Below are 20589 nucleotides of genomic sequence, written 5' to 3' on the forward strand. Positions count from 1 at the left end.
ATCAGTTTTGATGACATTATTTCATTACAAAAAGCGCTTGGAGTTTAAAAAATGGATACGTCCATGCGATCAAATGATCAAAAACAGTCCATGACATCTAAAATAGTGAAAGATAAAGAAGAAATAGTAAGGAGACCCTTATGGATAAAATAGAAACAAAACGGTTAATTCTTAGAACATTTCGCGATGAAGATGCACCTGGAATGCTTGCATACTTATCTCATCCAAGAGTAAATTGTTTTCTGGATGATCAAATCTCTACATTAGAAGAAGCGGTCGCTAAGGTGCAAAAAAGAAAAGCAGATCACTCTTATATGGCGATTTGTTTAAAAGAAAGTCAGTTGATTATCGGTGAACTGTTTCATTTAAAATATGAGCCTGACACGTATTCAATTGGCTGGAATTTTCATGCGTTATATGAAGGGAAGGGATATGCCCGTGAAAGTGCAGAAGCTCTCTTGTCATATCTATTTGTCAATCAAGGAGCAAGGCGCTTATATGCATATGTAGAAGATGACAATGATCGATCTCAAACATTATGTGAGCGTTTAGGCATGAGGAAAGAAGGCCTCTTTCTTGAGTTTGTTTCATTTACTACAAATGAGGATGGCACCCCTAAATATGACAACACCTATCAATATGCTTTGCTGAAAAAAGAATGGGAGCAGTTTCATTCTAAATAGTGCTTTGTTTCTTTGTATCCGGATGACAACGAAGTGACAAAAATGTGAGATGATCCCTTTATTTTGTTCGCTCGATCGATGTCACGGGCTTCTTTTTTCATTTATCCTTTTCCTAAACGAAGCAAAAGGAATGAAATGAGATGCAGGAGTTTAATAAACGGGTATTTCGGTCGATTAATCAACTTAGTATGAATCACGATGTCTTAAATCCAGTTCTTATTGGATTGGCTGAATATTCAGTGATGTTCATTGCGATCATGTTTTTGATCATGTGGTTTCAAAATCGGAGCAGAAGAAACAGATGGATGATGATATCTGCTGGGTTGACCTTTATCTTGGCAGAGATGTTAGGGAAAGTCGCTGGGCTCTTTTATTCCAATCAACAGCCCTTTGCAGAATTGAATCAAGTCAATCTTTTAATCGAAAAGGAAGTGAACAACTCTTTTCCGAGTGATCACACCATTTTTATTTTTTCCATTTGTATAGTCTTTTGGCTTTTCCACAAGCGTCGTATTTATTGGCTTTTCATTGCCTGCGCTGTAGGCTTTTCAAGGATTTGGGTAGGTGTTCATTATCCATTTGATGTGTTGGTAGGTGCTATGATCGCCTGATTAACGGCGGGAACCGTTGTTTATTTGCCGCTATTCCAAAAGGGCGTTAGCCTGCTTCTGTCGTGCTATGAATGGGTGGAGCAGAAATGGGCAGGAGAGAGAACCAAATAGAATGTAAATCCCACGAAAAAACACCCCAATCTGTTATGACATCAGATCGGGGTGTTTATTACTTTCGCCAAAATGTAGTACAATCTGCTTTGTCTTCAATGTTAAATTCGATGATTTTTTTTAGCAGAGGATAGTCAATCGGTAAGCTTTCTTTCATCCGAAACATCTTTTTTCCATGGTCATAACCAGCTTGTACAATATCTGCTGAAAAGTGATCAATCCCTTTTCCTTCTGGTGCGACAGAAATGTGGTGTTTTGCGACGCTAAATCCGATAATAAATGTGCCATGATCTGTGAACATGGGCTGATTCCAAGCAATTCTTGGCTCTAATTGAGGGAATGTGTCTGAAATCCATTGTAAGATGTCTTGCATGCGCTGTTTCAGCTCTGGATGACCGATATTGCTTACATATTCTTCAAAAACCTGCATTGTTTTCATCCTCCATATTCATCAAGCCTCAGACGGGATTCGAACCCGCACTCCTTTCGTAAGCATAGGCTAGGGGGCAACACGCTTCCCTACGGAATTTCACCGACAGGAGTTTCACCTGTCTCAGCTCATTTGCTTTTCGGTGCTTCTGAAACCCTTGCCTTGCGACCCGCTAGCTACAATTGTTTTACGGCGCTCTTCCCTTCTAGAGCTACTGAGGCACGGAAAGTTCTTGTTCATATTATATAGAGAAACTTGAAAAATGAAAAGCTATGCTCATCATCTAATCCAATCGCACAAAATAGTCAAAGGCACATATGATAAAAGACCATATAGTTATGTATACAGCATGGAATTGGGCTGATTGTAAGTGACAAACCTGTTGATGAGTAAACTAAAAGAGATAAACAATCAAACAAAATTAGAAGGCTTTACTCACAAACGTTCGATGAGTTCTCCCTTTTTGCTCACCATGGAAGATGGGGAACCTTTTTACTCATGGGTGTTTTTTGAAAGAAGTGTGTTTAAGACTTGCTATTTTTCTTTGAGTTCTATCAATGAAAAGCAGAATTGTGTGGTGTTGGAACTTCTTGTACCGTGTTGCAATAGATCAACATGCTGTCAAAAAGTTTTGTATCGATCCAGTTCGAAAATTCTTGTAGATCTTTCTTTTTTATGTGGAATCATTGAAGTAGGGCTTCCTGTATATGATGCGCTTATTTTAAAAAACATAGAATCTCACCACATCTTTCTTTGTTTTTCCACAACGCCCAGTTCGGTGGAAGTATGGCGGAATGGAACAAAATTTCTCAATACGGCAACTGTTGTGTTGCATCATCAAGATCATCAGGATGTACCAGTCGCAATTAGGATTCACACTGGTACATTTTGTTATGATCTTCTTGTCCAAAAAGGAGAAAGTCGTGCGATTACTGTGAAAGATGTGAAATTTATCTTGAAATCTCCATCAACTGAAAATGTGCAAGCACGATTAGACATGCAAATCAACATGGTGCAAAGAAGAAAAATAAAGCTTTGAAGCTGTGATAATCGCACAATCATCCAATATCAATGGATCATAGTCTATCAAGACTAGGTTGAAGGAGGGTTAAAATGGCTATTTTAGGCGGATGTAGTAATGAACAAGCGGGCTTTGTAAATGATGCAGTATGCTTCACACTTGATTTAGCAGCAGCAGCTGATGCAGTTGTCGTCTGGACAGATGGAACACCTTATGTCATAAACGGAACCATCATGGTGGAAAACAATGGGATTGTGGCTGTAGCACCTACTGTGGCTTTAGAGGTAAACGGTACAGCTGTTCCTGATTTCACGGTACCGCCAGGAGAGAGTCGATCCATTACGCTCAGTGATCTGAACTCGATTGGGATTTTAGCTACTGGTGGAACCTCGACTGGAAGTATTGTCGTTTCGTTTTCTCTCAATTATCAGTATTAGTGTGTATGTCTTGAAGATTCCACAGTTTGAAAGTAGTGAGAGACATGTGCGCCCAACTTAATATGTGTGGAGGAATAACCGGCCCGACTGGAGCCACGGGTTCAACAGGAGTAACCGGTGCAACTGGAGCCACGGGTTCAACGGGAGTAACCGGTCCAACCGGCTCAACAGGAGTAACTGGTCCAACTGGAGCCACGGGTTCAACAGGAGTAACTGGCCCAACGGGAGCCACAGGTCCAACCGGTGCAACGGGCACAACAGGTGACACAGGTCCAACGGGAGCCACAGGTTCAACAGGAGTAACCGGTGCAACTGGAGCCACGGGTTCAACAGGAGTAACCGGCGCAACCGGCTCGACGGGTCCAACGGGATCCACAGGTTCAACAGGAGTAACTGGTCCAACGGGAGCCACGGGTTCAACAGGAGTAACGGGCACAACTGGAGTCACAGGTCCAACCGGTACTAGTTTAACAACTAACTCGATGTACGCATCCAATACGTCGGGAAGTACGGTGCTGGTTGTTTTAGGCGGAACGGCAGTGACGCTGCCTAATAACCAAAGTTTAGATGGATTTACCGTAAGTGGTGGTAATACGGTGTTTACGGTACCTGTTTCAGGGCGGTATTTTATCACGTATCAAGTAAATACAAGCGCTGCACTTCTGGCAGGAACAAGGGTGATTAACAACGGAACACCCATAGCAGGGTCTATTTTAACACCTGCTTTATCTACATCTACCTACAATGTATCTCTCATTACAACACTTGCAGCAGGGAATCAAATTTCTCTTCAAATATTCGGTTTAGTCGCAACCGTAGTATTACTTGGCGGGGGATCTGTTGGAGCGGCATTAACCATTATCAGATTGGAATAAATCCAAAAAGCCCAATAAGGGCTTTTTTTCAATTCAACCGTGTCCTTTAATAGAAAAAAGACGGAATTTTTAGTGTATACATCATTGACTAGGAGAAAGAAACGCAATAACAAAGGAATCGGTTATTGAAGATTCAAGTGATTCATATTAAAATGATGTCAAATGGACGAATTAGCAATTGCTAATAGAAGTTCCATATTTAGTGAAATCATGTGGTGTAGCTGAAGGTGATTGGGGGTGTAGAATGAGCAAAGTTCCTGTGGCGGAATTGGCATCACTATTAAATGACTGGAACATGGAAATCAAAAAAGATCATGCAGATGAGGCAGAACGGCTATTTGCTAAAGCGAAACAGGCAGTAGAGGAAATTGATGATAATGACATCCTCATGTATTATTCTCTTCTAGAGAAAAGGCATCATATTCTGATGTACAATTTAAGAGGGCAAAAGGGCAATGTTTCAACGAAAAGTATAGAAGGCCATTATGGGAAAAAAGATGATGATTTGTCTAATCGCCTTGCTTATTATTTTGATTTTTATGAGGGTGTGTATGAACAGCATCAGGGGAATTATGAGGTTGCATTACAGATGTATCAAAGTGCGGAAAAGCTCTTAGATAAAATTCCAAGTGAAATCGAACGCGCTGATTTTGATTTTAAGGTCGCGTGGCTTTACTATCGCCTGAGTCATATTATGCTTTCATTAAGTTATATTCGTAGGGCTCTACACGTCTATAAACGTCACAAGCACTATGAAAGAAGAACTGCACTTTCATATTCTCTTATTGCAGCCAACCTTACAGAGATTGGCAGGTACGAAGAAGCGCTTGAGAATTATCGTTTAGCGGAAGAGGTGTTGACTAGCGAACAGGATGATTTTATGCTGGCTCAGCACCACCATAATGTGGCCATTTTATATTCATTTTGGAATAAACCGAAAGAATCTATACGACATCTTGAAAAAGCATTGTCTCATCAAGAGTATTATGATTCAGATTTCTTTTTCCATTCTACGTATCTGATCAGCCGGGAACTCTGTGTGATTGGTGAAAAGCAGCGTGCAAGCCAGTATATAGAGGCTGCATATGCCCGAATGAAAGAAGCTTCTCATGAAGTGTTTCAGCTCAAAATAGGCATCGTACATGATCTTTACTTAACGAATGTGCCACAAAGATTTCAGCAAATTAATGAGAAATTAAGAAAGTTAGAAGAAAAGAATGAATATCATGAAGTGAAAGAGCTTTCTCACTTTGCTGCAAAGTATTGTGAAAATCAAGCACTATATGAGCAGTCTGTTTTTTACTTGAATAAAAGTTTAGAAGCGGATTTACATATGAAAAGAATGGGGTTGATATAAGATGAAAACAGGATTAAAAGTATTATTCGTTGTAGGTTTAGCGGTCGCTGCGGCTGTTTTAACTGAAAATGTAGCGGGTTCTTTCGAAGTAGCAGAAAAAATCATTGGTGGTTAATCACCCAATCATATCTCGCCCTTGTTGATGATGATCAGCAAGGGTTTTTTATATGGGTGAAAATAGGCTCTTCTTATTAAACGCTGCAAGAACGTTTAATAAGAAGAATTCGCAACAAAGGGGGTGTGCAAATTTGTTACCTGCTCCATTATTCTAAATAAACATAGGGCAGAGCAACAAGTTAAAAAGGTCACCTTTCTTTGCTTAATTTAATTTTTTGCAGGACTTTTCATTCAAATTTCATCAAATTGGTCTATTGTACATAGAAATTGTTACAAAAGAGGGAACACCGCTCCATTTGTCACGCATATGATGAGATGAGGTGTAAGTTGAAGGCAGGTGATTGTATGGATTCACGGGTGTATGGAGGCTTTCATGGCGGCGGTTTTAGCGGCGGAGCAGTGGGACCCCATATTGGCTTTGGCGGGTATTATGTGAGCCCTGGCGTGTTCTCGGGCTTAGGAGGTTACCCTGGATATGGGGGGTTCGGGACGTTTTCTGGATATTCTCCATATGGCTCCACATTCATTATGGGGCGTCCTCCTGGTTTTTATGTAAGAAGTTATTAATGTTTCATCACAGTGATTGAAATAGCCATCTAAGATTGGCTATTTCAATTGGTGAAAGTGCTTAAATGTAGCTGTGATCACAATAACCCCTAGGATGCAAATAGGCAGCCAAATGATGATAAACGGATCGTACGCATCTGTATACGCAGCTAAAGCAGCTCCTAGGCAGTAAAAGACAATAGAACCGATTCGCAGCAAGCTCACATGTTGAATAGGGGCTTTTCTTTTTTCCCGATTTGATAAGCGTTGCGCCAAATCTTCAAATAAGTTAGCAAGTGTACTCGTTAAAACTGTTGTAGAAATGCCAGCGACATTTAATTTGCGTGCGGCCGCCGTTTGCATGCCCATCGCCATACTTAAAAGGATAATCAGCATAAAATAAGCACCTTGCGTATAAGGAAAAATGGTCATAAGAGCAAATAGAAGCAAGATGATGACTTCTATGATAAAGATGCGTGTAACGGCTTTTGGCCAAAATGTTTTTTCTTGTTTTCCACCTATGACAACAGCTAGTAAAACACCTAGAACAAATCCGCTAAGTGCCGTGATGGAATGAAGAGCGGTTAACTGCAATGAACTGCCTGCTGCAATGCCAAGCAGTACTATATTTCCCGTCATATTTGCTGTAAACACGTGCCCTAGGCTTAAATAGCCAATAACATCCACTATTCCTGCGGTAAGACATAAGAACATCAGGGCAATGTTTCGTATTGAGTGTGCGGTCAAAATGGTCATCCCTTTCTTTCTCTCTAATGAATAAGTGTAACGCTTAATGACCGCGTATGTCCATTTTATGAGCTGGTAACATGTCCTGCAGCTGATATAAAACTTGTCGAAAAGAATCATCATTCACATGGTGCCTCATTTGCCGGAATGGGTCGCCTTTTTCCTTTAGACGTTTCATAACAGCCGGCATCGTAAATAAAGAAGGGTGACATTCTTCGCTGTTTAATTCTTCCCATTCAATCGGTGTTGCAACAAGTCCGAGCTCGTTTCCTCTCGGGGAATACGGGGCGATGATTGTTTTTCCAGCATCATGTTGAAGGTAGTCTAAATATAAACGGTTGCCGCGGTTTTTCTTTAGACGCTCTAGCGTAAACAGCTCGGGTGCTTGTTCACATAAAAATTGGCAGATGAACGCAGTGAATTGTCTAGTTTGTTCATATGTGAAGGCATTTTTCTTCAATGGGATATAAACTTGCAGCCCTTTCCCACCACTTGTTTTAATAAATGCGGTGAGAAAGAGTCCATCTAAAATGACCTTGATTCGTTTGGCTGCTTCTATTGCTAGGTGAAACGCTTTAACAGAAGGCGGATCTAAATCAAATACAATTTCTACAGGTCGATCTGTATCTCTCGTTTCAAAAGGAATATGAAATTCCATCGCCAGCTGGTTACCAAGCCAAAGCAACGTGTTAGGATCATTACAGATTGTGTAAGAAATATCGTGCGCTTGATCTGTCTCAACAAAATCAGGCGCATAATCGGGCGTTGCCTTTTGATAAAAAGATTCTCCACCAGTGCCATGAGGAAAGCGTATTAACGTAAGACGTCTTTCACGTAAAAAGGGTAATAAATAGGGAGCGGCTTGCCTCAAATAAAGTAAGTAATCTGCCTTTGTGATATGAAGGGCAGGTACAACCGGTTTCTCTGGGTGGGTGATGTCAATCAAAGCTGGGAGCGGATAAAGCTGTTTGAGCATGTGTTGAAAGGTACACGTTGCTGGGTCTGCATCGAATAAAAACGAAGAAAACCGGGGCTCTCGCAAGGCTGATCCATCAAAAGAGATACAGGCAATCTTTGCGACAATGGATGGTGGGATTTCATAATGTGATGCTCCAGTCATTTGACCTTTGGTTAGAAATAAGGTGCGCAGGGTTTGTTCTTCTTCTTTAGAAAAACCATGCTTAAATTGGACAACCTCTATGAGATTCGTTTCTTGATAAAGACATCCTTGAAAATAGCCATTGTCTTTATCAAAACGAGTCACGATGACAGATACATACCGCCAATTTTTGATTTTGAGCCATTCTTTCGAGCGGGTATGCTCCTGCCATTTACTCATCTTCTTTTTAGCAACTAATCCTTCCGCTAAATAGGTCAGCATGATTTTTTTCATGTCATCAGGGCTGCTATCGGTTTGGATGATTTGAAGAAGAGAGGGGTGATTCAACTGAACGGAGGGAGGAAGATTTGCTTCTTGGAACACCTCATGCAGCTCAGCTTTTCTTTCAATCAGCGGTAAATCAACGAGGGATTTCCCTTTAAATCTCAATAGATCAAATGCAATCAAATGACATGGAAACCGCTTAGCCTGGCGTTGAATGGTTTCTGTGTTTTTCAGCCGGCCTCTTTGCTGAACCTTTGTAAAGTCGCTTTCTTGTTCACTCAGTAAAAAGACCAATTCTCCATCTAGGGTCAGCGGTAAAAAAGGTGCAAGCTGCTTTGTTAGTTGCTGGCACTGATCAATGACTTCAGGAAATTGTTCATTTAATCGCTTTCCGGCTCTGCTCTCTAAATGGATGGTGTCTTTTTCCCAAATAAGAATGGCCCTGAAGCCGTCATATTTTAATTCATACAGCCAGTCTGCTCCAACAGGAATATCATGTGCAGACGTTAAACGCATCGGTTTCATTGTGTTTTTCACTTCCTTACATCATGTGTTCTTAGAGTGGGATGAAATTTTCATAAACATACATAACTCTGATGAAAACATTACATAGTAAGGAGAAAAGAACGGAGGCGTTACGATGCATACAGTATGGAAGGGTGGCATTAGCTTCGGACTGGTGAATATTCCAGTCAAGCTGTTTACCGCTACAGAAAACAAAGATATTAAATTAAGACAGCTTCATAAAGAATGCCATACGCCGATTAACTACAAAAAGGTTTGTGCTAACTGCGGCGAGGAGGTAGCGCCAGAGCAAATTGTAAAAGCGTACGAGTATGCCAAAAATAAATTCATTGAATTGGATGAGGAAGAACTCGAAAGGCTGAGAAAAGAAAATGAAGAAAAAGCCGTCGAAATCATTGATTTTGTGAAGATAGAAGAGATCGACCCCATCTATTATGAAAGAAGTTATTTTCTATCTCCAGATACCGGCGGAGCAAAGGCTTATTCATTATTAAGAAAAGCGTTACAAGAATCAGGGAAAATCGGTGTAGCCAAGATCATGATTCGCTCAAAGGAGCAATTAGCGATTGTTAGGTGCTACGAACATATTTTACTAATGGAAACCATTCATTTCCCTGACGAAATTAGGCAAGTATCAGACGTCCCGAATATCCCGCAAGAGGAAAATATCGTGAAGAAAGAGTTAGATACAGCACTCCTTTTAATTGAGCAGCTGACCACCACATTCGATCCAGCCGCTTATCGGGATGAATACAGAGAGCAGCTGATGAATGTAATTGGAGACAAAATCTCCGGAGAACATACCGTTCAACCAGAAACGACAGGTAAAAAAGAGGCTTCATCCAATGTCACTGATTTGATGGCCGCTTTGCAGGCTTCTATCGATCGATCAAAACCAGAAAAAACGAAAAAAGCAGCACCTAAGAAAAGAAAAGCACCCGCTAAAAAAGAAAAGAATGCATAAAGAAAAGACCGCTCGCCAAAGGGCGGTCTTATTTTGGCTTCACCACATCCTGAATCGTCCCGTCTGTTCGGTGGATGACAACTGCTGTTCCTTTTTTAGATGAAATCTCTTTCGCGCGGTCGATGGCTTCCTGTTTCGTTTCTTTTACCTCACTTGCACGCTTCGCTTTTTCAGTTTGAACCGCCCAGCCTTCATCATGTTTCACGACATGCTGCGCATGATCCATGAGCTCAGGTCGTGCAGAGCTGCTTTTCTTAGAAGGAGTCACAGAACCATGAGAGTGAAAGTCCTCCATTTCTTTTTCCGTCGCATTCTTTTTCCACTCTTTCGCTTGATTGATCGCAATTGGAATCGCTCTACCTTCTTCATAGCCTTCCTGCACCATTTTGTTGGCAATCTCAAGTGCTTTTTTTCGAATGACTTTGTCTAATGATTGGAATGAAGCTGGATAATCTTCCATTGTCCAAGGCATATTGAACGCTCCTTTCTTTTATTTGAACACCTTCCCCCATATGCAATGGATCAAACATTTAACCATCTCAATCCAATGGCTTGGTTGAAATACATCGTTTTGCTGAGGAAGAATGTTTTCAATTCCTGCACAATAGAAGATAGTAAAGGAGTGATTGAAATGATGTTGAAAGGTTTGTATGAAGCGCATTTGCCTGTGAGTGATATCAAGGCATCCATTTCATTTTTTGAAAAGTTGGAATTAACACTTGCTTATGAAAATGAAAGAGTGGCCTTTTTATGGATTGAGAAAGGAAAGAGCTGGCTTGGCATATGGAAAGCGGATATGTCCACTATTCCATATCATCCAGCGACTCGGCATGTTGCCTTCCAAATGGAAACATCCAGCATTGCACAGATCAAAGAATGGCTGATAGAAAAAGGGATCAGCATACATCCGATGTTTGGCTTTTCGGAAGAGCAACAGCCTTTAGTACTTGATAATCCACCACAATTTCATGCCGCCATTTATTTTCTTGATCCCGATGGAAATCTGCTTGAATGTATTGCACCGCTAGAAATTGATGCAGCAGAACATCATGAGATGATGACATTTGAAGATTGGGAAAGAAAGAAAAATCCGTTTATTGATTGACAAATCCATTCATTGTCACTATATTGGTTACAACGGTGGTGAAGGAATGTGAAACAAATTAGCAGCAGGTATACCATTGCTGTTCATATTTTGTCATTTATTGCGGGTGTTTCAAAAGAGTGTACAGGGGATTTTATTGCGGAAAGTGTCAATTCAAATCCTGTCATTATACGAAAAATGATGGCTATGCTGAAAAAAGCGGATCTCATTGAGATTCGCCGCGGAGTAGGCGGTGCTTCCTTAAAAAGACCGGCAGAGGACATCACACTGCTAGATGTGTACCGGGCTGTGGATGTAATCGAAGATGAAGAGTTGTTTAATTTTCATCAACCAGTCATTGCGTGTCGAATTGGTCAAGCCATGGATACGAGACTGCGGAAAGAACTCAAAGAAGCACAGTCTGCACTTGAGCATCATCTTAAACAAGTGACAATTAAGCAATTATTAATCGAGGCGAAGTAGAAAAAGCTCATACATAGAGCTTTTTTTACCCCTTAGTTGTAACCGTTTTGATTATAACGAATGATCTGATGCAAGAAACCAGCTGCTTCATACATGAAACATCACCGTTGAACGAAAAATGAGGAGGTCAAATTAATGAAATTATTAGTGACAGGTGCAACAGGACAACTTGGATCGCTCGTCGTCAAACATTTGCTCGCAAAAGTACCACCTGAACAATTGGCGGTCAGTGTTCGAAATCCGCAAAAAGCAGTACATCTAAAGGAAGCTGGGGTGGATGTGCGCAAAGGAGACTTCACACAGCCGGATACACTTCAATCAGCGTTTCAAGGGATTGACCGTCTTTTGATCATTTCGTCTGGGGATGGAGAACGAGTGAAGCAGCATCTAAATGCCATCGAAGCAGCGAAAGCAGCGAATGTATCATTTATTGCTTATACAAGTGTTGTCAATGCAAGAGAAAGTCAGCTTAACCTAGCACATGACCATGCAAAAACAGAAGAAGCGATTTTGGCCTCTGGCATCCCCCATGTTTTTTTAAGAAACAATTGGTATGTGGAAAATGAAAAAGATACGATTCTGGCATCAGTCAACGGAGCGCCGTTTATCAGCCCAATTGGTGAAGGTAAAGTCGGCTGGGCAACAAGAAATGACTATGCAGAAGCAGCAGCAAATGCGTTAACACTGCCGGCACATGATCAGGAAATCTATGAATTGTCAGGACCGCTTCGTACACATACTGAACTTGCACAAATGGTTAGCAACGTGAGCGGGAAAGAAATCAAAGTAGAACACATGGATGTAGATACATTTGGAGAATTTTTAGCGTCAAATGGTGTACCGAAAGAAGCTGTTCCATTTGTCAAAGCGATGCAAAGCGGAATTCGCGATGGGGCATTAGCAGTCGAAAGCCATGATTTCGAAAAACTATTAGGCCGTTCTTTAACACCTCTTGAAGACGGAATACGTGAAATGATTTCAAAATAAACATGTCAAAACGCCCTGTAAAAAGGGCGCTTTTTTTATGTACCTTCACAAACATGATGTCCAAATTTTAGACAAATCCGTTCATTGAAATTTCAGAAATTTGGGATTAAAATGAAATGAAGGTCCATTATTTAGTCATCAGATGACCAGACATAAATCAAGGTGCAGCAAAAGAAAGGAAGTTCGCCGATGAGAGTCAGTTTATTTGTCACCTGTTTAATTGACACGATGCAGCCACATGTAGGAAAGGCGACTGTCGAGGTGTTAGAGCGGCTCGGTGTTGAAGTAGAATTCCCTGAAGCACAAGTGTGCTGCGGGCAGCCCGCCTTTAACAGCGGCTATACAAAAGAAACAATCAAAGCGGCCAAAAATATGATGAAAGCCTTTGAATCAGCTGAATATGTCGTCACACCATCAGGTTCTTGTAAGGCCATGTTTTTAGAATATCCGCACCTTTTTAAAGAAGACCGAGCGTGGTTCGCCCGTGCTCAGGCACTTGCTGCGAAAACATATGAATTAACGGAATTTATTGTTGATATATTACATGTAACAGATGTAGGAGCGAGTTTGAAAGGAAAAGCCACCTATCATACCTCCTGCCATATGACGAGACTGCTTAGAATTAAGGAAGCGCCTTTCACACTGTTGTCAAATGTCAAAGATTTGGTGATGGAACCATTACCTCGCGCTGAAAATTGCTGCGGATTTGGAGGAACTTTTTCAATCAAAATGACACCCATTTCTGAGCAGATGGTCGATGAAAAAGTACAAAGCATAGAGGAGGCAGGCGCTGAATATATCATAGGTGCTGACTGTGGATGTCTGCTCAATATCGGAGGAAGGCTGAATCGTCTTCATAAGCCAGTTAAAGTGATGCATATCGCAGAAGTGTTGAATAGCCGCTGAAGCTAAGAGGGGGAACGGCACATGAGTATGAAAATTGGAGAGAAGGCTTTTAAAGAGCGGATCGGCGAAGGATTAGAAGACGCTGTGATGAGAGGAGCTGTTTCCTCAGCACAGGAGCGTCTGTATAAAAGGCGGATGACTGCAAGTGAAGAGCTTGGAAACTGGGAAAAGTGGCGTGAACTTGGAGAGGACATCAGGCAGCATACACTTGCCCATCTTGATGACTACTTATATCAATTAAGTGAGAGCGTGAGTAGACGTGGAGGTCATGTGTTTTTTGCAAAAACAAAGGAAGAGGCATCGGCGTACATCCAAGATGTAGCACAAAAAAAAACAGCAAAAAAAATCGTGAAATCAAAATCAATGGTCACAGAAGAAATTGAAATGAATGAAGCGCTAGAAGAGATTGGCTGCGAGGTAGTTGAAAGCGATCTTGGAGAATATATTCTTCAAGTTGATGACCATGAACCACCTTCACATATCGTGGCACCAGCCCTTCATATGACGAAAGAACAAATACGGGAAGTTTTTCACGAAAAGCTTGGATATGATATGTCAGAGACTCCTGAAGAAATGACCAAATTTGTAAGAGCTTTGTTACGAGAAAAATTTCTTGAAGCAGATATTGGTGTGACGGGCTGTAACTTTGCTGTGGCTGACACAGGATCGATTTGTCTTGTGACGAATGAAGGGAATGCGGATCTTGTCACGTCCATTCCAAAGACACATATCGCAGTCATGGGGATGGAGCGGCTTGTACCAACGATGGAAGAGCTCGATGTCCTTGTCGGTCTATTGTGCAGAAGCGCAGTCGGTCAAAAGTTAACAAGCTATATCTCTGTCGTGGGACCAAAAGGAGAAGGAGAGGTCGATGGACCAGAAGAGTTTCATTTGGTCATTGTGGATAACGGACGGTCAAATATATTAGGGACGGAATTTCAGCCAGTTTTGCAATGTATTCGGTGTGCAGCCTGTATCAATGTGTGCCCCGTTTACCGGCATGTTGGCGGTCATTCGTACGGATCAATTTACCCGGGTCCGATTGGCGCTGTTCTTTCGCCGCTACTTGGAGGATATGACGACTACCAAGAGCTTCCTTTCGCCTCAAGTTTATGCGCAGCCTGTACAGATGCTTGTCCAGTGAAAATTCCACTTCACGAATTATTAATCAAACATCGACAAGTCATCGTTGAAAAAGAGGGGAGAGCGCCTAAAGCGGAAATGATGGCAATGAAAATGTTCGGAATGGGCGCATCCACTCCTAGAATGTATCGATTTGGAACAAAAGCAGCCCCTGTGCTCTTGAAACGTATGGCTTCAAACGGACAGATTTCAAAAGGGGCGGGTCCTTTAAAGAATTGGACAGAAATTCGTGACCTCCCAGCGCCAAGCAAAGAAAGGTTTCGGGATTGGTTTAAAAAGAAACAAAAGGAGGAGCGGCAATGAAAGGTACCATTTCTCATCGAGATCCATTTTTAGCACATATCCAGCAACAATTAGGCAAAAGCTCCTCCAAGCCTGCATCTATTCGGCGTCCGGTTTGGAAGCATCGAGTCAATTGGGAAACAAATGAAGGTCTGTCGAAAGAAGAATTGATAGAGCAATTGAAGGTGCAATGTCAGCAAATTCATACGAGAGTGGTAGAAACAACGCCAAAAGAAGCACCCTCAACGTTACGATTATTGATGAAAGAGTATGGAGAAGGTCCTGTGATGACTTCGAGCGATAGACGTTTTGCACAATATGAATGTCATCCTATGTTTCAAGCTTTGCAGAAAGAAGGAATCTCAGTCACTAGCTGGAATGCAGATACATCAAGAGAAGAAAATATAAGGCAGGCAGAACAAGCGAAATATGCAGTGGTATTCAGTGATTACACACTTGCAGAATCCGGAACGGTTGTTCTTTCCTCCCATCAAGGTCAAGGGAGAGCACTTCATTTTTTACCGATGATGTATATCGTATGTATTGAAAAAAGCACAATTGTCCCGCGGATGATTCATGCTGCTTCAGCTCTTCATCGCTTAGTAGAAGAAGGAGAGCAGACGAAAGGCGCCATTCATTTTATATCAGGTCCAAGTAATTCTGCCGATATTGAAATGAATTTAGTGGTTGGTGTTCATGGGCCGGTGCGGGCTGTTTATGTATTAATAGATGAGGAATGAGGCTTTCGTGAAGAAAGCCTTTTTTATGTAAACATTCTTAAAATTCATCTTGCCTCTAGGCGAATAGTCATAGTAAGATGACGTCATACAAGATGAGAAGCTCATCTACTGCTGATGTAAAGGAAGCTGCTAATGGAAATGAAGACAAATGCTCCAAAGAAGTCGATTGCGGTGCCGCTTGTGATCTCCATCATTGCGATTTCGTTTTCGGCCATTATTGTGAAGTGGTCAAGTGCGCCTGCTGCTATTTTAAGTATGTATCGAATGATATTTGCGGCGGTTTTGATGCTTCCGTTTATTCTGCCGCGTCAAAAAGAGCTTGTCTCGTTAAAGCGGAGAGACTGGTTTTTCTTATGTATGTCAGGTTTCTTTTTAGGGCTCCATTTTGTTTTGTGGTTCGGCTCATTGAAGCTCACCACAGTGGCGAGCTCTACAATCATCATTGCACTTCAGCCGATGGTGTCATTATTAGGCGGATTTCTCATTTTTCGTGAACGAACAACGAAGTCAGCCATTTTCACAATGTGTGCGGCGATTGTTGGTGCGCTCATGATCGGATGGGGGGATGTCGGACATAGCCAAGACGCCATTATAGGAGACATTTTATCCTTTTTCAGTGTAATCGCTGTTGTTTGTTATTTATTAATCGGTCAACAAGCTGTGAGAAAGATATCTCATTGGATTTATAGCTTTTGTGTATTTGGTTTTGCCGGCCTTTTTTTAATTTTATTTAACCTTATACAGCAAACGCCTTTTGTAGGCTATTCGGGTAAAGAATGGGGGATTTTCTTACTGCTCGCCATTATCCCTACCATGTCCCATGTCATTAACAACTGGCTGTTAACCTATGTGAATGCGACAACTATTTCAATGAGTATTCTAGGCGAACCTGTTGGGGCAACGATACTCGCTGTTTTACTGCTTGGAGAGAAAGTCACGCTGCTGCAAATGTTAGGTGGTCTTCTTGTCCTTTTAGGTGTCTTTTTCTTTTTGATGCAGCAGCGACAAGGAATCGTGATGACAACAAAAAAATCCGGTTAACTCCCGGATTTTTTTACTCTTTTAAATGATTTTTTTCAATTACTTTGTTTAATCTAGCCTCGACTTTCTTCAATTCCACTTGTTTTCTTCTTATCATTCGAATCGCGATGACAACGATGGTCACGATCAATGCAATGAATAGAAGAGAAAATACTTGAAATACGATATCCCCAATGTTGAATGCAGTATTCGCTTCATTAGGCATGTGTAACCCTCCTTATATCTATATATTACCATAATCAATAAAAGATTGAGATTTATCCATAATTTATCTATAATAGGTAAAATATCACTCATTAAAGGAGAACCATTATGAGAACTTTAGTCCTTTTACGAGGTCTCCCAGGTGCAGGTAAATCAACTTGGATCAAAGAACAAGGCTTAGAACCATATACATTATCAGCGGATCAAATCCGTCTGTTAACCCAGCCTCCGCAGTTATCAGTCAATGGGAAACCGGAAATTTCAAGCACACATGATCATAAAGTCTGGTCTTTATTATTTGAACTCCTCACAGCCCGAATGGAACGAGGAGACTTTACTGTCATTGATGCAACACATGTCACAAGTAAGTCCATTTCGCAGTATAAATCATTAGCTACTTCATACCGCTATAGAGTGTATGTCGTCGATTTTACGCAAGTGCCTCTTGAAACATCCCTGCTGCAAAATCGAGGTCGAGAGCCGCACAAAGTAGTGAAGGAATCTGTGTTATATCAAATGAATGAACGGTTAAAGACAGAGAAGGTGCCTTCATGGGTAACCGTTTTGACGCCTGAGGAATATCCAGCCATTATGACTTATCAGCCCAGATCTTTTGATCAGTATGAGGCCATTCACGTATTCGGTGATATTCACGGCTGTTACACAGCTCTAAATACTTATTTGCAAGGAGACTTGAAAGAAAACGAGCTTTATATCTTTGCAGGTGATTTGCTTGATAGAGGAATAGAAAACAAGGAAGTTTTAGAATGGATGCTGGCACATAGAGAATGCCGCAATGTGATCGTCATTGAAGGAAATCATGATCAGCATCTTTACAAATATGCACATGAAGAAAAAGTGAGAAGTAATATGTTTAACCGTCATACTGCGCTTGAAATTGCGGAAGCAGGTTTTGACCTAAAAGAATTAAGGAAGTTTGTCAGAACTTTTCATCAGCTCACCTATTTTACGTATCATGGTCAGACATTTCTTGTCACCCATGGTGGGCTTGCCCATTTGCCAGAAGAGCTTCTGCATGTCTCAGCGCAGCAGCTTATTCACGGAGTAGGTGAATATTCAGATGACATTGACCACTTATTTGTGCAAAATACTTCTGGATTAGATATCATTCAAATTCACGGTCATCGCAATTTATATAGACTGCCTATCCAAGCGTCGGAAAGATCTTATAATCTCGAAGGTCAGGTTGAATTTGGCGGACAGCTGCGTGTGTTAAAAATCACAGCAGGCGGGATTGAGACACATGAAATTGACAATCCTGTCTACAGAGCTTCTGAAAACAAGCAACCGGTCTTTGTTCAGCCCAATGTGACGCTGGATGATTTTTTAGCCCATTTAGATCAGCATGAATATGTACAAGAATTAAAGCTACCACACGATATTTCATCTTTTAATTTCACCAAAAAAGCATTTAGTGAAAGACAATGGGATGAAATAAATGTCAAAGCAAGAGGGTTGTTTATCAATATGACTTCAAAGCAGATTGTGTCTAGAAGTTATAATAAGTTCTTTAATATTGATGAACGTCCTGAAACCAGAATGCAGCATCTAGTGAATCATTTTCAATTTCCTGTGACGGTCTATGATAAAGCAAATGGATACTTAGGCACGGTTGGGTTTAATGACATAAAAGATGAGCTGGTGTTTACGTCCAAATCGTATACGTCACATGTGAAGCAAAATCAGCATGCTGCTTGGGTCGAAGAGCTATTTTATGCGACCTTTGACGATGTGCAGGTCGATTACATCAAATCATACGTACGCGACAACCATGTATCCCTTGTATTTGAAGTCATTTTGCCAGAGAAAGACCCGCATATTATCACATATGATCATGATCAACTCATTTTACTTGATATCGTGAAGCGTCAGCTGAGCTATGAAAAAGAACCATTTGCTGAAGTGAAAAGGCTCAGTGAACAGCTTGGCATGCGGTGCAAACAGCAAGTGGCAGTGTTTCATGATTGGACCTCTTTCTATAAATGGTATCAATCTGTATCACATGATGACACAATCAAAGAAGAAGGCTATGTCATTGAGGATAACAGCGGCTTTATGACCAAGTTAAAGCTTCCTTATTATCAATTTTGGAAGCAAATGCGATCCATTAAACAGCGTGTTGCAGATAAGCGCTCCACCCAAAAATATATGCAGGCTTTGCAAACAGCAGAGCAAGCAAGATTTTATACATGGTTGCTCGAGCAAGATCCAGTAAACGTGAGAAACTGCTCAATCATTGAGCTGCGTTCACAATTTGAGCAAACGGAAGCGGGCCATTTGAATAATGACGGAATAAATGCATAGTCTAACAAAGAGTCTTTTCTAAAGAAAAGGCTTTTTTTCATGAAATCGAAAGGTGGAAGCTGAAATGCCAGATCATATTGAAGTCATTCTTCGAACCATATTTGCTTTTGCTATTTTATTCGGCGGTGCCCGTCTTCTTGGAAAGCAAACCATTGCGCAAATGAATATTTTTGATTTCATTGCAGCGATCAGTCTAGGTTCAATTGCGGCGAACCTGGCGTTTAATACTACGCTTCCGCTTCATCACACAACCATTTCTTTTGTGACACTTGTGATCATTATTTATGTCATTTCTTTACTTGCTTTAAGAAGCCGGAAGATGAGAGGATTTATGGCCGGTAAACCAACGCTTGTGATTCAAAATGGCAAAATCCTTGAAGAGAATATGAAAGGAATGAGGTATACACTTGATTATTTAAATCAACAGCTCAGAGAAAAGAATGTGTTTGACATTAGTGAAGTTGAATTTGCAATGATTGAAACAGATGGGCATATGTCAGTGAAAAAATACCCTTCATTTGATTATGTCACGCGAAAAGATCTTAACCTGTGGAAGCAGGCAGAGCGTTACATGCCCATTGAAGTCATTATGGACGGAAAGCTCATTTTGAAAAACCTTCAAGAAAACCAATTAACGGAGCAGTGGATCTATGAAGAACTTCAAAAAAGGCAGCTGTCTTTAAAAGACATTGTTTATGCGGTTCGTTCAAGTAATGGCAGTTTATATATTGATACATATGACGATCACATCCATTCTCCAATTGACCAAGAATGAACATATAGTTCAGACGACACCCACGCGTCACAGAACTGCCAATATTTATAAGTCATTTGGATGTCATATGACTAGGTATCATTTCTCAATTATTATTATTTTCAGAAAATGTAGTGACGGAGAAAAATAAGTATGTTTAAGTATAAATAGAAGAATTTAAAATATTAATATAATATACATCAAGCGGAATGAACATTCATTCCTAATAAAATGACAGGAGAGGATGAAATGCCCGCAGCAACTACTGATAAACAGGAGCAGATTATGAAGGCTTCTCTGGACTTATTTATTGAACGGGGTTTTGACGGTACAACGATGCCGATGATTTCGAAAAGAGCCAATGTTGGAGCAGGAACTATTTATCGTTATTTTGATAGTAAAGAAGCTCTTGTGAACATTTTATACCAGCGTAGCCTGACTGCATTTATCGACAAGGTGAATACAAACAGTCCAGACCCTAAAGCAAGCATCAGGGCTTATTTCAAACATGTCTTTTATTGCTTAGTGCTCTTTACAAAAGAGAATCCAAGTGGTCTGTACTTCTTAGAAATTGACAAACGCTCACACTATTTAGATGAGACAAGTAAAGAGAAGATGCAGCAGCTATTAAATGAGCTATTTCATATTTTTGAAGAAGGCAAAAAGGATGGAATTCATCCGAATCTTTCAGGGAGAACGATTTTATCCATTGTATTTGGAGCGTTCGTTCAGCTTCATAAACAGATTCTAGCAGAGGAAATTGAGCCAACGATTGAATTTTTAGAAGATATTGAGCAATGCTTATGGCGTGCCATTAGCGTTGCATCATAAA

The 20589-nt window shown here is 40.8% G+C and carries 23 protein-coding genes; 18 read left to right on the forward strand and 5 right to left on the reverse strand.

Annotated elements, in window-relative coordinates; all coding sequences use genetic code 11:
• Positions 1-140: 140 nt before the first annotated feature.
• Positions 141-683: a GNAT family N-acetyltransferase gene (locus NST24_RS08895; RefSeq protein WP_342462567.1), complete on the forward strand. Its 543-nt coding sequence runs from the start codon at positions 141-143 to the stop codon at positions 681-683.
• Between the two features lie 140 nt (positions 684-823).
• Positions 824-1294 carry an undecaprenyl-diphosphatase gene (locus NST24_RS08900; protein WP_342462568.1) on the forward strand — a complete coding sequence of 157 codons (471 nt, stop codon included), beginning with the start codon at positions 824-826 and terminating at the stop codon, positions 1292-1294.
• A 169-nt stretch (positions 1295-1463) separates the two neighbouring features.
• Here the strand turns inward: NST24_RS08900 and NST24_RS08905 are convergent, their stop codons facing one another.
• Entirely contained in the window at positions 1464-1835 is a 372-nt protein-coding gene (locus NST24_RS08905; protein WP_017357912.1) for an iron chaperone, read from the reverse strand.
• 385 nt (positions 1836-2220) lie between these two features.
• Between NST24_RS08905 and NST24_RS08910 the strand changes: the two genes are divergently transcribed.
• The 5 genes from NST24_RS08910 to NST24_RS08930 all read left to right on the forward strand — a co-directional run bounded on the left by NST24_RS08910 (position 2221) and on the right by NST24_RS08930 (position 6209).
• A complete protein-coding gene (locus NST24_RS08910) occupies positions 2221-2874 on the forward strand; it encodes a CotZ-related putative spore coat protein (protein WP_096881450.1) in 654 nt (217 codons plus the stop codon).
• A 74-nt stretch (positions 2875-2948) separates the two neighbouring features.
• Positions 2949-3293, forward strand: a complete 345-nt coding sequence (locus NST24_RS08915; protein WP_008343952.1) for an S-Ena type endospore appendage — start codon at positions 2949-2951, stop codon at positions 3291-3293.
• 44 nt (positions 3294-3337) lie between these two features.
• Positions 3338-4168, forward strand: a complete 831-nt coding sequence (locus NST24_RS08920; protein ID WP_342462569.1) for a collagen-like protein — start codon at positions 3338-3340, stop codon at positions 4166-4168.
• Between the two features lie 244 nt (positions 4169-4412).
• Positions 4413-5525, forward strand: a complete 1113-nt coding sequence (locus NST24_RS08925; protein ID WP_096881452.1) for a tetratricopeptide repeat protein — start codon at positions 4413-4415, stop codon at positions 5523-5525.
• 462 nt (positions 5526-5987) lie between these two features.
• Positions 5988-6209 carry a hypothetical protein gene (locus NST24_RS08930; protein WP_024719106.1) on the forward strand — a complete coding sequence of 74 codons (222 nt, stop codon included), beginning with the start codon at positions 5988-5990 and terminating at the stop codon, positions 6207-6209.
• Positions 6210-6248: 39 nt separating this feature from the next.
• Here NST24_RS08930 and NST24_RS08935 read toward each other — a convergent pair whose 3' ends face one another.
• Together NST24_RS08935 and NST24_RS08940 are read right to left on the reverse strand one after the other, a co-directional pair.
• Entirely contained in the window at positions 6249-6944 is a 696-nt protein-coding gene (locus tag NST24_RS08935; RefSeq protein WP_008343947.1) for a YoaK family protein, read from the reverse strand.
• A 34-nt stretch (positions 6945-6978) separates the two neighbouring features.
• A complete protein-coding gene (locus NST24_RS08940; RefSeq protein ID WP_342462570.1) occupies positions 6979-8844 on the reverse strand; it encodes a DNA ligase D in 1866 nt (621 codons plus the stop codon).
• Positions 8845-8959: 115 nt separating this feature from the next.
• Between NST24_RS08940 and NST24_RS08945 the strand changes: the two genes are divergently transcribed.
• Positions 8960-9808: a Ku protein gene (locus NST24_RS08945; RefSeq protein ID WP_035391954.1), complete on the forward strand. Its 849-nt coding sequence runs from the start codon at positions 8960-8962 to the stop codon at positions 9806-9808.
• A 28-nt stretch (positions 9809-9836) separates the two neighbouring features.
• Here NST24_RS08945 and NST24_RS08950 read toward each other — a convergent pair whose 3' ends face one another.
• A complete protein-coding gene (locus NST24_RS08950) occupies positions 9837-10280 on the reverse strand; it encodes a DUF2188 domain-containing protein (RefSeq protein WP_007499382.1) in 444 nt (147 codons plus the stop codon).
• Positions 10281-10439: 159 nt separating this feature from the next.
• Here NST24_RS08950 and NST24_RS08955 point away from each other — a divergent pair, with 159 nt between their 5' ends.
• The 7 genes from NST24_RS08955 to NST24_RS08985 all read left to right on the forward strand — a co-directional run bounded on the left by NST24_RS08955 (position 10440) and on the right by NST24_RS08985 (position 16474).
• Positions 10440-10913, forward strand: a complete 474-nt coding sequence (locus tag NST24_RS08955; RefSeq protein WP_053215847.1) for a VOC family protein — start codon at positions 10440-10442, stop codon at positions 10911-10913.
• A 48-nt stretch (positions 10914-10961) separates the two neighbouring features.
• Positions 10962-11375: an Rrf2 family transcriptional regulator gene (locus NST24_RS08960; protein ID WP_144678744.1), complete on the forward strand. Its 414-nt coding sequence runs from the start codon at positions 10962-10964 to the stop codon at positions 11373-11375.
• 135 nt (positions 11376-11510) lie between these two features.
• Positions 11511-12362, forward strand: coding sequence for an SDR family oxidoreductase (locus tag NST24_RS08965; RefSeq protein WP_342462571.1), 852 nt, complete (start codon positions 11511-11513; stop codon positions 12360-12362).
• Between the two features lie 189 nt (positions 12363-12551).
• The gene (locus NST24_RS08970) at positions 12552-13268 is read left to right on the forward strand and encodes a (Fe-S)-binding protein (protein WP_007499377.1); all 717 of its coding nucleotides are present in this window, start codon (positions 12552-12554) and stop codon (positions 13266-13268) included.
• 21 nt (positions 13269-13289) lie between these two features.
• Complete coding sequence (locus tag NST24_RS08975; RefSeq protein WP_342462572.1) at positions 13290-14714, forward strand: LutB/LldF family L-lactate oxidation iron-sulfur protein; 1425 nt, start codon at positions 13290-13292, stop codon at positions 14712-14714.
• Positions 14711-15433 (forward strand): lactate utilization protein C, encoded by a 723-nt coding sequence (locus NST24_RS08980; RefSeq protein ID WP_342462573.1) that lies wholly within the window; start codon positions 14711-14713, stop codon positions 15431-15433. Before NST24_RS08975 ends, NST24_RS08980 begins: the two co-directional genes overlap by 4 nt.
• Before the next feature lie 132 nt (positions 15434-15565).
• Positions 15566-16474 carry a DMT family transporter gene (locus tag NST24_RS08985; protein WP_342462574.1) on the forward strand — a complete coding sequence of 303 codons (909 nt, stop codon included), beginning with the start codon at positions 15566-15568 and terminating at the stop codon, positions 16472-16474.
• Positions 16475-16487: 13 nt separating this feature from the next.
• On the opposite strand, the gene NST24_RS08990 is transcribed toward NST24_RS08985, so the two are convergent.
• A complete protein-coding gene (locus NST24_RS08990) occupies positions 16488-16679 on the reverse strand; it encodes a hypothetical protein (RefSeq protein WP_035391946.1) in 192 nt (63 codons plus the stop codon).
• Positions 16680-16786: 107 nt separating this feature from the next.
• Here NST24_RS08990 and NST24_RS08995 point away from each other — a divergent pair, with 107 nt between their 5' ends.
• From NST24_RS08995 to NST24_RS09005, 3 genes are all read left to right on the forward strand, one after another.
• Complete coding sequence (locus NST24_RS08995) at positions 16787-19003, forward strand: RNA ligase (RefSeq protein WP_342462575.1); 2217 nt, start codon at positions 16787-16789, stop codon at positions 19001-19003.
• Between the two features lie 64 nt (positions 19004-19067).
• Entirely contained in the window at positions 19068-19778 is a 711-nt protein-coding gene (locus NST24_RS09000) for a DUF421 domain-containing protein (protein WP_024719095.1), read from the forward strand.
• 228 nt (positions 19779-20006) lie between these two features.
• Positions 20007-20588: a TetR/AcrR family transcriptional regulator gene (locus tag NST24_RS09005; RefSeq protein WP_007499369.1), complete on the forward strand. Its 582-nt coding sequence runs from the start codon at positions 20007-20009 to the stop codon at positions 20586-20588.
• The last annotated feature ends 1 nt before the right edge of the window (position 20589 follow it).

Source organism: Bacillus sp. FSL R5-0286 (assembly GCF_038593245.1).
Taxonomy (GTDB): Bacteria; Bacillota; Bacilli; order Bacillales; family Bacillaceae; genus Bacillus; species Bacillus altitudinis.

Excerpts from the sequence above, each read along its gene's own strand:
- NST24_RS08895 (WP_342462567.1), top strand. The coding sequence starts at position 141 with ATGGATAAAATAGAAACAAAACGGTTAATTCTTAGAACATTTCGCGAT.
- NST24_RS08900 (WP_342462568.1), top strand. The coding sequence starts at position 824 with ATGCAGGAGTTTAATAAACGGGTATTTCGGTCGATTAATCAACTTAGT.
- NST24_RS08905 (WP_017357912.1), bottom strand. The coding sequence starts at position 1,835 with ATGCAGGTTTTTGAAGAATATGTAAGCAATATCGGTCATCCAGAGCTG.
- NST24_RS08910 (WP_096881450.1), top strand. The coding sequence starts at position 2,221 with ATGAGTAAACTAAAAGAGATAAACAATCAAACAAAATTAGAAGGCTTT.
- NST24_RS08915 (WP_008343952.1), top strand. The coding sequence starts at position 2,949 with ATGGCTATTTTAGGCGGATGTAGTAATGAACAAGCGGGCTTTGTAAAT.
- NST24_RS08920 (WP_342462569.1), top strand. The coding sequence starts at position 3,338 with ATGTGCGCCCAACTTAATATGTGTGGAGGAATAACCGGCCCGACTGGA.
- NST24_RS08925 (WP_096881452.1), top strand. The coding sequence starts at position 4,413 with ATGAGCAAAGTTCCTGTGGCGGAATTGGCATCACTATTAAATGACTGG.
- NST24_RS08930 (WP_024719106.1), top strand. The coding sequence starts at position 5,988 with ATGGATTCACGGGTGTATGGAGGCTTTCATGGCGGCGGTTTTAGCGGC.
- NST24_RS08935 (WP_008343947.1), bottom strand. The coding sequence starts at position 6,944 with ATGACCATTTTGACCGCACACTCAATACGAAACATTGCCCTGATGTTC.
- NST24_RS08940 (WP_342462570.1), bottom strand. The coding sequence starts at position 8,844 with ATGAAACCGATGCGTTTAACGTCTGCACATGATATTCCTGTTGGAGCA.
- NST24_RS08945 (WP_035391954.1), top strand. The coding sequence starts at position 8,960 with ATGCATACAGTATGGAAGGGTGGCATTAGCTTCGGACTGGTGAATATT.
- NST24_RS08950 (WP_007499382.1), bottom strand. The coding sequence starts at position 10,280 with ATGCCTTGGACAATGGAAGATTATCCAGCTTCATTCCAATCATTAGAC.
- NST24_RS08955 (WP_053215847.1), top strand. The coding sequence starts at position 10,440 with ATGATGTTGAAAGGTTTGTATGAAGCGCATTTGCCTGTGAGTGATATC.
- NST24_RS08965 (WP_342462571.1), top strand. The coding sequence starts at position 11,511 with ATGAAATTATTAGTGACAGGTGCAACAGGACAACTTGGATCGCTCGTC.
- NST24_RS08970 (WP_007499377.1), top strand. The coding sequence starts at position 12,552 with ATGAGAGTCAGTTTATTTGTCACCTGTTTAATTGACACGATGCAGCCA.
- NST24_RS08975 (WP_342462572.1), top strand. The coding sequence starts at position 13,290 with ATGAGTATGAAAATTGGAGAGAAGGCTTTTAAAGAGCGGATCGGCGAA.
- NST24_RS08980 (WP_342462573.1), top strand. The coding sequence starts at position 14,711 with ATGAAAGGTACCATTTCTCATCGAGATCCATTTTTAGCACATATCCAG.
- NST24_RS08985 (WP_342462574.1), top strand. The coding sequence starts at position 15,566 with ATGGAAATGAAGACAAATGCTCCAAAGAAGTCGATTGCGGTGCCGCTT.
- NST24_RS08990 (WP_035391946.1), bottom strand. The coding sequence starts at position 16,679 with ATGCCTAATGAAGCGAATACTGCATTCAACATTGGGGATATCGTATTT.
- NST24_RS08995 (WP_342462575.1), top strand. The coding sequence starts at position 16,787 with ATGAGAACTTTAGTCCTTTTACGAGGTCTCCCAGGTGCAGGTAAATCA.
- NST24_RS09000 (WP_024719095.1), top strand. The coding sequence starts at position 19,068 with ATGCCAGATCATATTGAAGTCATTCTTCGAACCATATTTGCTTTTGCT.
- NST24_RS09005 (WP_007499369.1), top strand. The coding sequence starts at position 20,007 with ATGCCCGCAGCAACTACTGATAAACAGGAGCAGATTATGAAGGCTTCT.